Raw genomic sequence first — 14,857 nt, forward strand, 5'->3', positions numbered from 1 at the left:
AACAGCGCCGGCGCCACGATGGACCGGCTCCTCGCAACGATAGTCGACACGCTGATCCGCCGGGTTACGAAAACCATGCAATAACTTTCCGAGCCTTTCGATGCGCGCGGCACGGCCCTTGGAGAGACGCACCGACCGCTTGCCCTTCGCGCCAGGGTGAGCCCGCTGGCGCAACGCAGCCGGATAGCGCATGATGGCTGCGATGTGCCGTGCGACCCCAAAACCACCTCGCCGTGGCCGCACGCGCGGCACACGCCGCCGCCCGCATCGGCGTCGCGCCTGGTGCGGGCGGCGCAGAGGCGATGAGTTTTCAACCGCAAGGAGGATTTCGCATGGACCGACCTGATGCAGCCAATCCGTTTGGCGATTTCACCAAAATGCTGGAGCAGTTCAAGCTCCCCGGCTTCGACGTGCCCGCCATCATGGAAGCGCGCCGCAAGGACATGGAGGCGCTGGTTCAGGCGAATCAGACAGCATTCCAGGGGATGCAGTCGCTCGCGCAGAAACAGGCCGACATGCTGCGCACCACGCTGGGCGAGCTACAGTCGCTGACGACGCAACTCACGGCGGCCGGCACCGCGCCGTCGAGCAAAACCGCGGAGCTGATCCAGCAGAGCCTGCACAAATCGCTCGCCGACATGCAGCAACTCGCGCAAGCCGCGTATCAGACGCAGGCAGAGTCGTATGCGGTAATCGCGAAACGCGTCGAAGAAAACGTGCAGGAATTGAAGTCGATGCTTGAGCAGCAGAAGAAGTAACGCGCGCTGCAACTTCCGAACGATCGAAACCGCGGAGGGCCACCATAGCCCTTCGCGGTTTTTTTTGGCCTTCGCGATTTGCGTTGCAAGTCGAATGTAGTCGGACGAATAGGCACCCGCTCACGCGTTATTCGGCAGACGCTTACATGAGCGAAAAGACGCAGCCCCTATTCGCAGCTTTTACGCGCGACGGCCGCAATTTCAACCGGCTATTCGTTCCAAATGTCATACGGAAACGGAAGAGGCGTCAAAGCATTGTCGCTAAAAGGCTTTGTCCGCGCCGATCAAACGGAATCGAACCGCGGCTTGGCTCGCAAAGCTTTGAATCGCGCCGCAAACGATTGGCGCGCGTCATTGCGCTGACTAAAGTTTCGTCCCGCCTTTCCGTAGACGCATTCACGCAGCCCAACCGGCGTTAAGGCAATCCGGCTTAGCCGGTTAGGTGTGCGCCCCCCTGTTTCGCGTTTGTGATCGGCTTCATCCAGGTCGCGGGCGTTTCACCTCGAAGGAAATCTCTTGAAATCGATGCTGATTACCCGCATTGCCTGCGCAATGCTCGGGGCATGCTGCGCGTTGCCGTTCGCCGCGCACGCGACGCTCGGCCAGAACGCCGCCACCGTCGACGGCGATCAGGCGCGCCTGCACGCGGTCGCTCGCGCGGCTAGCGCACAAGGCGCGTATGCGGTGCATACGCTCACGCTGCCGTCCGGCACCCAGGTGCGCGAGTACGTGGCAGCCAATGGCATCGTGTTCGGTATCGCATGGGATGGCCCGACGCTGCCCGATCTGAAGGCGATGCTCGGCGCGTCCTTCGACGCCTACGTCACCGCCAGCACGACGCGGCGCGGCGTGCCGCTCGCGGTCTCGAACAGCGATCTCGTGGTGTTCTCGAGCGGCCATCTGCGCGCGTTTACCGGCTATGCGTATCTACCGCGGGCGGTGCCGGCGGGTGTCGACGTCAGCGTCATTCAATAGCGGAGCGAATCATGCGATCCAGGTCTTCGTGGATGACTGTGCTGCGCGCGACGCCCATCGTGCTGTTGACTCTGCTGCTGAGCGCGTGCGGCGGCGGGGGCGGCGGTGGCGATGGTGCGAGCACCACGGCCAATTCGAGCACGTCCAGCAGCTCGACCAGCTCGGCCAGCTCGGCCAGCTCGTCGGGTTCGACCGTGACCAACACGTCGCCGTCGCCGCAGGTGCTGGCCGCGAACGCGGTGCGCGTGACGGTCGACTCCGGCATCAGCAACGTGCCGAACATGCCGTTCGTCAGCATCACGATCTGCGCACCCGGCACCAGTAATTGCCAGACGATCGATCACGTGCTCGTCGATACCGGCTCGTGGGGCGTGCGCGTGTTCGCGTCGCAACTGCCCGCGTCGATGAGCCTGCCGCAGCAGAAGGACGGCGCGGGCAACCTCGTCGCCGAATGCATGCAGTTCTTCGACGGCTACACGTGGGGCGCGGTGAAGCTCGCCGATGTGCAGCTCGCCGGCGAGAAAGCCGCGTCGCTGCCGATCCAGGTGGTCGACCCGAACTACGCGTCGCTGCCGGGCGATTGCGCGGCCGTCGGCGCGGCGCGCAACACCCCGGCCAGTTTGCAGGCGAACGGCATTCTCGGCATCGGCGTGTTCAAGCACGACTGCGGCGCGAACTGCGCGCAGCAGGCGATCCCAGCGACCTACTACGGGTGCAGCGGCACCAACTGCACGTCGATTCCGCTCGCGCAGACGTACCAGGTCGCCAATCCGGTGCCGTACTTCGCGACCGACAACAACGGCTCCATGCTCAGTCTGCCGACCGTGTCGGGCGGCGCGCCATCGGTGTCGGGGCAGCTCGTGTTCGGCATCGGCACGCAGAGCAACAATGCGCTCGGCGGGGCGCAGGTGATCGGCGTGAGTCCATCGAGCGGCACGTTCACGACGGTGCAGAACGGCACCGCGTACACGCGCAGCATTCTCGACAGCGGCTCGACGGGACTCTTCTTCCAGACCACCTTGATGCCGGCTTGCGCGAGCCCGAACAGCGCGTATTACTGCCCGGGTTCGACGCAGCAGTTCGGCGCGATGATCGAAGGCGTGAATGGTACGACGAGCGCGGTGACGTTCGATGTCGGCAACGCGATGTCGATCGCGCAGACTGATGGCGGCGACTCGGCATTGCCGCTGCTCGCCGGACCGGCATTCGTCACCTCGACGGTGTTCGACTGGGGGCTGCCGTTCTTCTACGGCCGCAACGTATATGCGGCGATCGAGCAGCAGTCGACGCCGGGTGGGAAGGGGCCGTATGTGGCCTACTGAGGTCGCGTGGCTTGTCGCTCGCGGCTCGATGACGAGCGTGATGAATGCCCGCTGCCGGTTGGTCCGGCGGCGGCGTTTTTATGTGCTCCTGTCACCCGCCGCTGCGATCACGCGATGCACGAAGCGCAGCTTGTCGACCACCGGCGCGGCGAGCGCAAACGGATAGCCGTCGGGCATGCCGAGACTGCGGTTCAGACTGTTCAGCGCATAGGTGAGCGGAAACCAGCGCTTCATCAGATTGCCGAAGCTCGCATCCTCGATTGGCGTGCGGTCGGTCAGCGTCGGTTCGCTCGGATCGTCCGGCAGCAGCGCGAGTCCGTACGACATCGCCGTATCGAGCACATCGACGATCAGCAGATAGTGCGCCCACGTCTCCGCCCAGTCTTCCCACGGATGCATCGTCGCGTAGGCGCTGATGTGCGACGCCTGCCAGCCGGCCGGCGCGCCGTCACGGTAGTACGCGTTCAGCGCCTGGCCGTAGTCGGCCTGCCCGTCGCCGAACAGCTCGCGAAACGGTTCGAGCCAGCGTGGTTCGTTTTCGATCAGCTGGCTGAAGAAGTAATGGCCGATCTCGTGGCGGAAGTGGCCGAGCAGCGTACGGTACGGTTCGCCCATCGCGGTGCGCACTTTCTCGCGATGCGCGTCGTCGGCCTCGGCGATGTTCAGCGTGATCAGCCCGTTGTCGTGACCGGTCATCACGCGGTCGCAGTCGCCGCCGTCGGCGAGGAATTCGAACGCGAGGCCGTGCTCGGGGTCAGCGTCGCGCGCCTGCACGTCGAGGCCAAGCTCGCCCAGCGTGTACAGCAAACGCCGCTTCGCGACTTCGAGCCGGTACCAGTAGAGCCGGTTTTCCGGTTCGCTCAGATTGGGAATCGTGCGGGTCAGCTGGCACGCGCGGCACAGCGTATCGGGCGAATTGGCGCGGATCATCCAGTTGCAGACGTTTTCGACCGCGTAGTTGTGACATTGCCGGAACAGCACGCCTTTCGCGTCAGGATGCAGGCTGCGCCAGCGGCCGTCGCCGGCGTAGTCGAACGCGCTGATTTCTCGCAGTTCGGGTAGATAGCCAAGCAGCGACTCGCAGCGCTCGCAGCGGACGTTCTCGTAGAACACGAGGTGCGCGCAGCGATGGCAGTGGAAGGTTTTCATCGAGCGGGCCTCGTGATGCGTGCGACGTCGTGTGCGGTGGTGAGCGAAAGCCCATCGCAATCTTCATGCCGCGATTGCCAGACGTCACCGGTTTAACGCACAGTATGGTCATGATCGTGCATCGGTGCTGCGCCGCTTTGGTGCACGGTCTGCCGCGGGCCGGCGGTAAGGCAAGAGGTACGCAAAACGCCCACGCAATTCAGCCAACACCGGGCGGTTCACGCGAGTTTGTCCCGCAACGGCATAGAGCTTGCTTTTTTGGCGGCTGCCCTTTTCGTCGAGGAGTCCGGAGTGTCCATACGCGTCGCGTTGCATCACGTTACTCATTACCGCTATGACAGGCTCGTTACGCTGTCGCCCCAGGTCGTGCGGCTACGGCCCGCGCCGCATTGTCGGACGCCGATCCTGTCTTACTCGATGCGCGTCGAGCCCGCGAAGCACTTCATCAACTGGCAGCAGGACGCGTTCGCCAACTACCAGGCGCGGCTCGTGTTTCCCGAGCAGACGCGTGAGTTCAAGGTGAGCGTCGATCTGGTCGCCGAAATGGCCGTCTACAACCCGTTCGACTTCTTTCTGGAACCTTCGGCCGAGCAGTTTCCGTTCGACTACGCGCCGGAGCTCGCGGCCGAGCTCGCGCCCTACAGCGTGAAGCGGCCGATGACGCCGCGCTTCGCCGCGTTCGTCGCGAGCATCGATCGCACGCCGGCCGGCACCGCGGACTTTCTCGTCGCGCTGAACCAGCGGCTGCAACACGAGATCCGCTACCTGATCCGGATGGAGCCGGGCGTGCAAACGCCCGAGGAGACGCTCACCAACGCATCGGGCTCGTGCCGCGATTCGGGCTGGCTGCTCGTCGAGACGTTGCGGCAGCTCGGTTTCGCGGCGCGCTTCGTGTCGGGCTATCTGCTGCAGCTCGCACCCGACGTCAGATCGATCGACGGCCCAAGCGGCACCGAAGTCGATTTCACCGACCTGCATGCGTGGTGCGAGGTCTATCTGCCCGGCGCGGGCTGGATCGGGCTCGACCCGACCTCGGGGCTGCTCGCCGGCGAAGGGCACATACCGGTCGCCTGCACACCGGAGCCGGGCAGCGCGGCGCCAATCGCGGGCGCGGTCGACGAATGCGAGGTGGAGTTCGGACACACGATGTCCATCGAACGCGTGCTGGAGTCGCCGCGCGTCACGAAGCCGTACAGCGAAGCCGCGTGGCACGACGTGCTGGAGATGGGTGCACGGGTCGACCACGAACTCGCCGACATGGACGTGCGACTGACGATGGGCGGAGAGCCGACCTTCGTGTCGGTGCGTGATCGCGATGCCGCCGAATGGAACACCGATGCGCTTGGACCCACCAAGCGGGGCTACGCGGTCGCGTTGATGGACCGGCTGCGCGAACGTTACGGCGCGAACGGCTTCCTGCATATCGGCCAGGGCAAGTGGTATCCGGGCGAGCAACTGCCGCGCTGGGCGATGTCGCTGTACTGGCGCGCCGACGGCGAGCCGTGCTGGCACAACCCCGCGCTGTTCGCCGACGAACGCGAGCCGGGCCGCTATACGGCCGGCGACGCGCAACGCTTCATCGCGCATCTGGCCGCGAAGCTGTCGCTCGACACGGACTGCATCCAGCCCGGCTACGAGGACACCTTGTACTACCTGTGGCGCGAGCGTCGCCTGCCGGTCAACGTCGATCCGTTCGACGCGCGCCTTGACGACGAGCTCGAACGCGTGCGGCTGCGCCGCGTATTCGACGCGGGGCTCGCAAGCCCGTCCGGCTACGTGCTGCCGATCGGCCGCGAGCGCGCCGCGCCGGGCCTCGCGCCGACGTGGATCACGGGCCGCTGGTTCTTCCGCGACGACCGCATGTACCTGATTCCCGGCGATTCGCCGATGGGCTACCGGCTGCCGCTCGATGCGCTGCCGTGGGTGTCGAAGACCGACTACCCGCATCAGCACGCGCACGACCCGTTCGCGCCGCCGCAGCCGCTGCGCACGGCCGCGCAGTTGCGCGTGCAATACGAAGAAGGCGGCCCTTACAGCCGGCAGGACACCGACGAAGCGGCGAGCGCCCGGCAGGCAGCGGCGCTGTCGCTGTCGGCGGCGGATCTGCTGAGCGGCACGCCGCACGGCGGCGTGCTCGCGTATGCGCCGCCGCGCCATGACGAATCGCTGCCGGCGCATGGCGAATCGTCGAAGGACACGCTCCGTACCGCGATCTGCATCGAGGCACGTGACCCGAAACGCGCGGCGGGCCCGAAAGCCGAAGCCGATTCGTTCGGGAGCGGCTGCACGCTGCTGCACGTGTTCATGCCGCCGCTGACCGATCTGGACGATTATCTCGACCTGCTCGCCGCGGTCGAAGCGACGGCCGACGCGCTGAAGATGCAGATCGTGCTCGAAGGCTATCCGCCGCCGCGCGACCCGCGCCTGAAAGTGCTGCAGGTCACACCGGACCCCGGCGTGATCGAAGTCAACATTCACCCGGCCGCGAACTGGGACGAGCTCGTCGATCACACCGAGTACCTGTATCAGTCGGCCGCGCACAGCTATCTGAGCAGTGAGAAGTTCATGCTCGACGGGCGCCACACCGGCACCGGCGGCGGCAATCACTTCGTGCTCGGCGGTGCGACGCCGGCCGACAGCCCGTTCCTGCGCCGGCCCGATCTGCTGGCGAGCCTGATCGCCTACTGGCACAACCATCCATCGCTGTCGTATCTGTTCTCCGGGCTGTTCATCGGGCCGACGAGCCAGGCGCCGCGTATCGACGAAGCGCGCAATGATCAGGTCTATGAACTCGAAATCGCGTTCGCCGAATTGCAACGGAAGGTCGATCTGCTCGGCGGCCGCGACAGCGACAACCTGCCGCCGTGGATGATCGACCGCGCGCTGCGCAACATCCTGATCGACGTGACCGGCAACACGCATCGCGCCGAATTCTGCATCGACAAGCTCTATTCACCCGACGGACCGACCGGCCGCCTCGGCCTGCTGGAGCTGCGCGGCTTCGAGATGCCGCCGCACGCGCGCATGAGTCTGGTGCAGCAACTGCTGCTGCGCGCACTGGTCGCGCGATTCTGGCGCACGCCATACACGCAGCGCCTGACGCGCTGGGGCACCGAGCTGCACGACCGCTTCCTGCTCGGCACCTTCGTGAAGATGGATTTCGACGACGTGCTCGCCGAGCTCGGTGAAGCGGGCTTCGCATTCGATAGCGCGTGGTTCGCGCCGCACTTCGAATTCCGCTTTCCGCTCGTCGGCGAGATGACGCTGAGCGGCATCGACCTGACGATCCGCAACGCGCTCGAACCGTGGCACGTAATGGGCGAGGAGGGCGCCTCCGGCGGCACGGTGCGCTATGTCGATTCGTCGGTCGAGCGGCTCGAGGTGCGCGCGCTGGGCTTGAACGGCAATCGTCACGTACTGAGCGTCAACGGCGTGCCGGTGCCGCTGCAGCCGACCGGCCGCGTCAGCGAGTGCGTCGCCGGCGTGCGCTTTCGCGCGTGGTCGCAGCCGTCGTCGCTTCATCCGACGATCGGCGCCCACGCGCCGCTGACGTTCGACCTCGTCGACACCTGGAGTGGCCGCTCGCTCGGCGGATGCCAGTATCATGTCGCTCATCCGGGCGGGCGCACCTATCAGACTTTCCCGGTCAACGCCTACGAGGCGGAAAGCCGGCGCCGCTCGCGTTTCTTCGCGTCCGGTCATACGCCCGGGCCGCTCGCCGTGGGCGCAGCGCAGCGCAGCCTCGAGTTTCCGTTCACTCTCGATCTGCGCCACAGTTGAAAAACCCGCATCACCGACACCACACGACCTTGGCCTTTCAATCGACTTTGCCCTTCGAAGCGTCCGCCATGCCGGCGGACGCTTCGTCCTTGTTGCGCTTGCTGCCGGGTCATGACGGACATTGGGACGAGCTGCGCGACGCGTCGGGCGCGTTGCGCGAGCCATGGCGGCAGTTCTTCGCGCTGCTCGACGAAGGCGGCGTGGCACGGCTCGCGGACCATCATGCGTCGATCGCGCAGCAGATCCGCGACAACGACATCAGCTACAACGTCTACGCGGACAACGGCAAGGCGCGGCCGTGGGCGCTCGACCTGCTGCCGTTCCTGATCAGCGAGGCCGAGTGGGCGCACCTCGAGCGCGGCGTCGCGCAGCGCGCGCATCTGCTCAACGCGATCGTTGCCGACATCTATGGACCGCGGACGCTGCTCGAACAGGGGCAACTGCCGCCCGCGCTGGTGTTCGGCCATCCGGGCTATCTGCGCTCGGTGAAGGGCTTCACGCCGCCCGGCGGTCAATATCTGCAGGTCGTCGCGCTCGATCTCGCGCGCACGCCGGGGGGCGAGTGGAGCGTGATCGCGCATCGCACCGAGGCGCCGTCCGGGCTCGGCTACGCGCTCGAAAACCGCCTGATCGTGTCGACGCTGCTCGCCGAGCCGTTCCGCTCGCTGCGCGTGAGCCGGCTCGCGCCGCTCTATTCGCAACTGATCGCGACGCTCGTGCAGGCCGCGCAAGCGACGCTGCGCAACGAGCCAAGCGCTGATGCATCGCCGCATATCGCGCTGCTGACGCCGGGGCCATACAGCGAAACCTATTTCGAGCACGTGTTTCTCGCGCGCTATCTCGGTGTCACGCTGGTCGAAGGCAAGGACCTGACCGTGCGTGGCGACCGGCTCTATCTGAAGACCCTGGCTGGGCTCGAACGCGTGCACGTCGTGCTGCGCCGTCTCGACGACGCGTTCTGCGACCCGGTCGAGTTGCGCGCCGATTCGACGATCGGCGTGCCGGGGCTATTGCAGGTGATGCGCGCGGGCAATGTGATCGTGTCGAACGTGCCGGGTTCGGGTTTCGCCGAATCGCCGGCGTTGCACGGTTTCATGCCGGGCATCGCCGAAGCGTTGCTGGGCGAAGCGCTGCTGCTGCCCGGCGTGCCGACCTGGTGGTGCGGCGAACAGGCCGCGCGCGAGCACGCGTTCACGCATCTCGACGACGCGTTGATCGTGCCGACATGGCCGCTCGCGGGACGCGACGCGCCGCCCGGCATCGAGCGGGGCAGGCAGCCGCTCGCGGCATGGCGCGAGCGCGTCGACGCGTTGCCCGACGCGTTCACGATCCAGCAGGAGCAGCGCTTTTCGTGCACGCCGCGTTATGAGGCGGGCACGATCGGCGGGCGGCCGTCGGTGCTGCGCGTCTATGCGATCGCCGACGTCAACGGCGGCTGGCACGTGATGCCGGGCGGTTTCACGCGCATGGCCGCCGAGCGTCAGACCACGGTATCGATGCAGCACGGCGGCAGCAGCGTCGATACCTGGGTGCTGTCGAGCCAGCCAAGCTCGACGTTCACGCTGCTGCCTTCGCCGATGCAGCCCGCCGACCTCACGCGCAAGCATCGCACGGTATCGAGCCGTGCCGCGGAGAACCTGTTCTGGGCGGGCCGCTACGGCGAGCGCGCGGAAAACAACGTGCGGCTGCTGCGGCTGATTCTCGGCTCGCTCGAAGGCAACGACGCCGACGCGATGTTCGCGACGCTGGTCCAACTCGCGACCTGGTGCGGCCTCGTGCAGCCAGGCGACCTCTCGTCGCCGCACGGGCCGGCATCGCCGCAGACGTTCGAGCGCGCGCTCATCGCGAATCTCGGCGACAGCGCGGGTAGTGTCAGCATCAGCCAGAACCTCGATTGCCAGGCCCGCGCGAACGGCGAGGTGCGGGGGCGTTTGTCGAATGATCATTGGCGCATGATCCTCGCGGCGCGCAACGACTTTCAGGACGCGTTGCAGGTCTTGCTGCCAGCCGTGGGCGCGGGCGTGGGCGAGGGCAACGGCGGCGCGGCTGCCGCTAGCGGCGGCAGTGCGTTCGATCGCTACGACCGCGTGACGCTCGCGAATGCGCTCGAGCATCTGTCGGTGCAGCTATCGGCGATCAGCGGCGCGCAGGGCGACCGCATGACACGCGATGAAGCGTGGCGGCTGCTATTTGTCGGGCGTCATATCGAACGCGTCGCGACAATGGCCGCGTTCATGCGCGGCGTCGCCGCGAACGGCCAGCTCGCGACGCCCGCCGGCTTCGATCTGCTGCTGCAAATGTTCGACAGCACGCTCACGTATCGCTCGTTGTATCCGGGGCGGTTCGAGGTCCCCGCGCTGGTCGATCTGCTCGTGATCGAACCGCACAATCCACGCGGCATTTATGGCGTGTACGAGCGGCTGCGCAACAAGCTCAACGAGATCGCCATCGCGGCAGGCAGCCTGCGGCATCGGCCGTTCGCGGAGCTGCTGCCGGGCGTCGAGTTGCTGCCGTCGCTCGAAGCGCTGTGCGAGCTCGACGAACACGGATCGTATGGCAAGCTGATTGCGCTGTGCGATCAGATCGGCGGTTTCGCCAACGCGGCCGCGCATGAGATCAGCGCGCGCTATTTCAGTCACGCGACAACGGTCGCTTCGCAGGTGTGGGTATGAAGCACACACCGACGGTGCTGTCCGTTTCGCATCGCACTACCTACCATTATTCGACGTACGTCGAAACCGCGCAGCATCTGGCGACCATCCGGCCGCTCGCGTGTTCGTGGCAGCGTGTGATCTCGCGAAGCGAGCGGATCGAGCCGGAGCCGTCGTACCGGCACAGCCGCATCGACGCGTTCGGCAACGACGTGCTGTACTTCGCGCTCGATACACCTCACGAACGTCTGCAACTCATCAGCGAAACCACGGTCGCGCTGACGCCGCGCTGGACCGACCTCGACGCCGAGGCCACCCCGGCCTGGGAGACGGTGGCCGAGGCGCTGAGGTTTCACATGGGCGGCGCGTTCCGTCCAGAAGCGGAGTACTGTTTCGCATCGCCGAATATCGCGCTGCGGCCGTCGCTGCGCGCGTATGCGTTGCCGAGCTTCACGCCCCGCCGCCCGCTCGTCGCGGGCGCGATCGATCTGATGCATCGCATTCACGAGGACTTCGTGTACAAGCCGTCGGCGACGCTGTTCGATACGCCGGCCGAACGCGCGTTTGAACTGAAGAGCGGCGTGTGTCAGGATTTCGCGCAGGTGATGATCGGCTGTTTGCGCTCGCTAGGTTTGCCCGCGCGCTACGTCAGCGGCTATCTGCGCAACGATCCGCCGCCGGGCCAGCCGCGCCTGATCGGCGCGGATGCATCGCATGCGTGGGTGTCGGTGCATTGTCCCGCCAGCGGCTGGATCGATCTCGATCCGACCAATGACATGCTTGCCGATCTCGATCATGTGACGCTCGCGATTGGGCGCGATTACAGCGATGTATCGTTGCTGCGTGGGACGATTCTTGGTGGCGGCGCGCATCGGATGGAAGTGGGGGTGACGGTGCTGGAGTTGTGATAGCCGGCGCGGTTCGTTGCCGGTATTCGACTGAGTTCGGCCATAATGGAGAAAACGCCGCCGGAGTTCAACCGTTCATGAAGTCCCTTTGCTTCGCAGCCGTTCTCGTCGTTTTCGCTGCCGGCTGCACAACGACTCCGGCGAAGAATCAGCCGGCGGTCGAGACGAACGCCTACATGCTGCACGCTCCTGACGGCGCACCACCCGCCGACGCCGCTTCAAGACCACCGAGACTCACCGTCGGCACCAGCTATTCCGACACACAACTGATTCTGCCGTGGTTTCTCAACGACATCATCAACTTCGTCAACTATCGCTAGGCAACGGGCGCGCCGTGCGGCTCTTCACATGATCGATGAACGCACGCAGCTTCGGCATGACCTGCCGGCGGCTCGGATAGTACAGAAACACGCCCGGCATCACCGGTGCGTACGCATCCAGAGCGCGCAGCAACTTTCCCGTTCGCAACCCCTCGGCGGCCATCGGCTCAGGTAACTGGGCAAGGCCGATGCCTTCGACCGCCGCGCCCAGCATGCCCGGAAAATCGCTGGCAATGAATGGACCGGAGACGGCGATCTCGACCGGCTGGCCGTTGTCGTTGAACGACCACAACGCGAGCGCGCCGCTGGAGCGCCGCCAGCGCAGGCAGGCATGTGCGCGCAGATCGTTCAGATTCTCGGGGCGGCCGCGCGCCGTGAAATAGCCAGGACTCCCCACCACGACCAGGCGGAATGGCGGCGTCAATGGCACCGCGATCATGTCGGCGGCAATGAACTGACCCAACCGGATGCCGGCGTCGAAGCCTTCCGCCGCGAGATCGATCAGTTCCTTGCTGGCCGCGACTTCCACCTCGACTTCGGGATTGGCCTTGCAGAACGACGCGATCAGCGGCTCCAGCAGGATCGGCACGACCGCGCGCGGCACCGAAAGTCGTAACAGGCCGGACGGTCGCTCGCCCAGTCCGCGCGCCACCTCGCTGGCGGCGACGAGTTCCTCGAAAGCCGGCTTGGCACGAGCCAGAAAGCGCTCGCCGGCTTCGGTCAAGCCGACGCTGCGCGTGGTGCGGATGAACAGCGTTGCGCCGATGCGCGCTTCGAGCACGCGCACCGCCTGACTGACCGCCGACGGCGTCACGCCGAGTGCCGCCGCGGCCCCGCGAAAACTGCGATGCTCGGCCACGCTGAGGAAGACCTCGACGCCGTCGAGCGCGCCCTGCCTGACTGTGAAGTTCTGCTTCATAGCCTGTCAACATTGTGAGGAATAGTCGCTCGCGCGAGACGATGGTACACCTATCACCTGCGCATCCAACCTTCGATAGGAGGCACCATGTCATCGCAGCTTCTCTTCCAGTTGCATCTCGTTCTGGGCTACGTTGCCTGGCTGTTGTTCTTCGGCACCTACGTCTGGCCGAAGCTCAGGTCAATGACCGCGTTCGACGCGCAACGCGCGATCGCCACCTTGCATAGCTTCCGCTTCTTCGGGCTCGCCTTCCTGCTGCCTGGCGTCGTCAGTGCGCAGTTGCCCGCGAGCTTCGCCGTGTTCGCTGCCTATGGGGATTTCGCCACCGGCGTGCTGGCGATGCTGGCGTTGCTGATGGCCCGGATACGTCCGCTTTTCTGGTCGCTCGTGGTCGCTTTCAATGTGGTCGGCGCGGTCGATCTGATCCTCGACTACTACCACGCGACAGCGGCCGATCTGCCCGCGCATTCGGGCGAACTGGGCGCCCTGTACGCGATCCCGATCATCTATGTGCCGGTGCTGGCGATCACGCATGTTGCCGCTTTCTATCTGATGCTGCGTCCCCGGTTCAAACGGCTTCGCGCCGTTGCTGCCGTGAGCCATGACATTTCCAACGTGTAGCCCGCATCACGATCCGCAGTTCGGCGACCTAACGAACAACCCGATCAGGCATCGAGCGGCGACTTCGGCCATCCACCTGCGTTATGCTGTCGGTCGTCGAGTCGATGCTCGCGGCCTGAACGACGCAGGTGCGCAAACCCGGCGTAATGCGGCCGGGCGGTGCGCTTCACTGGCTTTTCCGGCTTTCGCGCATGCGACTGATTCTCGCGCCCCTTTGCCTGGCGGCGCGAGCAAACGCCCGGAACAACCACTGAACTCACCGAGGTGCCGACGTGAAATTCCGCCTCTTTTTGTTGCCGCTCGTTCTCGCCGCTTGCGCGCAGACACCCGAAGTGACAGCGCCGGCGCCGTCGGCGGCCACGACCGTCGCGAACCCGGCGTCGCAGACCGGTACCGAGCTGCTGACCCGGTACCACTGGCAACTTAGCAACGCGATCGACAGCAACGGCAACCGCATCGATGCGCTGTTCGCCCGCCCGGACAGGCCAGTGCAACTGGACTTCAGTCCGTACCGGATCACCGTCGTCAATAGCTGCAACAGCATGGGAGCAGGTTACACGGTGAGGAAAGGACATCTGCAGATCGGCCCGATGGTCAGCACGATGATGGCCTGCCACGATGCCGCGCTTGCCGCACTCGACGATGCGGTCTCGCAGCGTGTGCGTGGCAGCGTCAACGTGAACCTGCTCGCACGTGACAACGCGCCGAGCCTGCAACTTGTCACCGATAACGGCAATACGCTGAGCTTCACCGGCTTGCCCACGGCCGAAACGCGTTATGGCGGCCCCGGTCAGATAGCGTTCCTCGAAGTAGCGCCGCAGTCGGTGCCGTGCAACCATCCGTCGACGCCGGACGCGCAATGTCTGCTCGTGCGCGAGCGCTTCTTCGACGAGCAGGGCCTGGCGAGCGGCACGCCCGGTCCCTGGCAGCCGTTGAATCAGAGTATCGAAGGCTATACGCACACGCCGGGCATCCGTAACGTGGTGCGCGTGAAGCGTTTTACGATCACAAACCCGCCTGCCGGTGGGGCGTCGGTCGCTTATGTACTGGACCTCGTCGTTGAATCGGAGAAGGTGGGGCAGTGATGCTTTTCGGCGTGCCGCCGGCCACGCCGACGGCACGTCTGATCCCGCCAGCAACCTCATCCCTTCTGGATCAGCCGCGCGAGCGGCGCGAGCGGTCCCACCGGCAGGTACTCGTACTTGACCAGTCCGTCAGCCACGAGTGGCAACGCGTCGAGTATTGCCTTTGCCTCGTCCTCCGATTCGACGTTCATCAGGAAGATCGGCCCGGCCCTGTCGCGGAACCAGAACTGCTCGACCTTGCCGTCGAGATAAAGCTGGAGTGTGGCCGGCACCTCGTGCGGCATGTGCTGCTGAAGCTTGTCGGGGGTGAGGGTCGGTTGCGCGGATGCGATGGCGAAAACTTTCATGAGTGACCTCCTTGATCGACGT

Annotated in this window: 12 protein-coding genes; 9 read left to right on the top strand and 3 right to left on the bottom strand. The window is 65.5% G+C overall.

Features of this window, described 5'->3' with window-relative positions:
• Nucleotides 1-332: 332 nt before the first annotated feature.
• The 3 genes from F6X42_RS27935 to F6X42_RS27945 all read left to right on the top strand — a co-directional run bounded on the left by F6X42_RS27935 (nucleotide 333) and on the right by F6X42_RS27945 (nucleotide 3,055).
• Nucleotides 333-758 carry a phasin family protein gene (locus F6X42_RS27935; RefSeq protein ID WP_187637284.1) on the top strand — a complete coding sequence of 142 codons (426 nt, stop codon included), beginning with the start codon at nucleotides 333-335 and terminating at the stop codon, nucleotides 756-758.
• Nucleotides 759-1,283: 525 nt separating this feature from the next.
• Nucleotides 1,284-1,733: a DUF2844 domain-containing protein gene (locus tag F6X42_RS27940; RefSeq protein WP_187637319.1), complete on the top strand. Its 450-nt coding sequence runs from the start codon at nucleotides 1,284-1,286 to the stop codon at nucleotides 1,731-1,733.
• A 32-nt stretch (nucleotides 1,734-1,765) separates the two neighbouring features.
• The gene (locus F6X42_RS27945; RefSeq protein WP_376776442.1) at nucleotides 1,766-3,055 is read left to right on the top strand and encodes a DUF3443 domain-containing protein; all 1,290 of its coding nucleotides are present in this window, start codon (nucleotides 1,766-1,768) and stop codon (nucleotides 3,053-3,055) included.
• 78 nt (nucleotides 3,056-3,133) lie between these two features.
• On the opposite strand, the gene F6X42_RS27950 is transcribed toward F6X42_RS27945, so the two are convergent.
• Nucleotides 3,134-4,204: a zinc-binding metallopeptidase family protein gene (locus tag F6X42_RS27950; RefSeq protein WP_187637286.1), complete on the bottom strand. Its 1,071-nt coding sequence runs from the start codon at nucleotides 4,202-4,204 to the stop codon at nucleotides 3,134-3,136.
• Between the two features lie 291 nt (nucleotides 4,205-4,495).
• On the opposite strand from F6X42_RS27950, the gene F6X42_RS27955 reads away from it, so the two are divergent.
• The 4 genes from F6X42_RS27955 (at nucleotide 4,496) to F6X42_RS44275 (ending at nucleotide 11,863) form a co-directional block, all read left to right on the top strand.
• Entirely contained in the window at nucleotides 4,496-7,984 is a 3,489-nt protein-coding gene (locus F6X42_RS27955) for a transglutaminase family protein (protein ID WP_187637287.1), read from the top strand.
• 68 nt (nucleotides 7,985-8,052) lie between these two features.
• Entirely contained in the window at nucleotides 8,053-10,656 is a 2,604-nt protein-coding gene (locus F6X42_RS27960) for a circularly permuted type 2 ATP-grasp protein (RefSeq protein WP_246530249.1), read from the top strand.
• Complete coding sequence (locus tag F6X42_RS27965) at nucleotides 10,653-11,543, top strand: transglutaminase family protein (RefSeq protein ID WP_187637289.1); 891 nt, start codon at nucleotides 10,653-10,655, stop codon at nucleotides 11,541-11,543. Before F6X42_RS27960 ends, F6X42_RS27965 begins: the two co-directional genes overlap by 4 nt.
• Before the next feature lie 176 nt (nucleotides 11,544-11,719).
• A complete protein-coding gene (locus F6X42_RS44275; protein WP_246530250.1) occupies nucleotides 11,720-11,863 on the top strand; it encodes a hypothetical protein in 144 nt (47 codons plus the stop codon).
• Here F6X42_RS44275 and F6X42_RS27975 read toward each other — a convergent pair.
• Nucleotides 11,850-12,782, bottom strand: coding sequence for a LysR family transcriptional regulator (locus tag F6X42_RS27975; protein ID WP_187637291.1), 933 nt, complete (start codon nucleotides 12,780-12,782; stop codon nucleotides 11,850-11,852). The two genes, F6X42_RS44275 and F6X42_RS27975, sit on opposite strands and share 14 nt — an antisense overlap.
• Nucleotides 12,783-12,869: 87 nt before the next feature.
• Between F6X42_RS27975 and F6X42_RS27980 the strand changes: the two genes are divergently transcribed.
• Both F6X42_RS27980 and F6X42_RS27985 read left to right on the top strand, forming a co-directional pair.
• Complete coding sequence (locus F6X42_RS27980; RefSeq protein WP_187637292.1) at nucleotides 12,870-13,403, top strand: DUF8737 domain-containing protein; 534 nt, start codon at nucleotides 12,870-12,872, stop codon at nucleotides 13,401-13,403.
• Nucleotides 13,404-13,675: 272 nt separating this feature from the next.
• Nucleotides 13,676-14,488, top strand: a complete 813-nt coding sequence (locus F6X42_RS27985) for a DUF4377 domain-containing protein (protein WP_187637293.1) — start codon at nucleotides 13,676-13,678, stop codon at nucleotides 14,486-14,488.
• Between the two features lie 56 nt (nucleotides 14,489-14,544).
• Here F6X42_RS27985 and F6X42_RS27990 read toward each other — a convergent pair whose 3' ends face one another.
• Nucleotides 14,545-14,835, bottom strand: a complete 291-nt coding sequence (locus tag F6X42_RS27990; RefSeq protein ID WP_187637294.1) for a YciI family protein — start codon at nucleotides 14,833-14,835, stop codon at nucleotides 14,545-14,547.
• Nucleotides 14,836-14,857: the final 22 nt, after the last annotated feature.

This window comes from Paraburkholderia podalyriae (genome assembly GCF_014397785.1).
Classification (GTDB): domain Bacteria; phylum Pseudomonadota; class Gammaproteobacteria; order Burkholderiales; family Burkholderiaceae; genus Paraburkholderia; species Paraburkholderia podalyriae.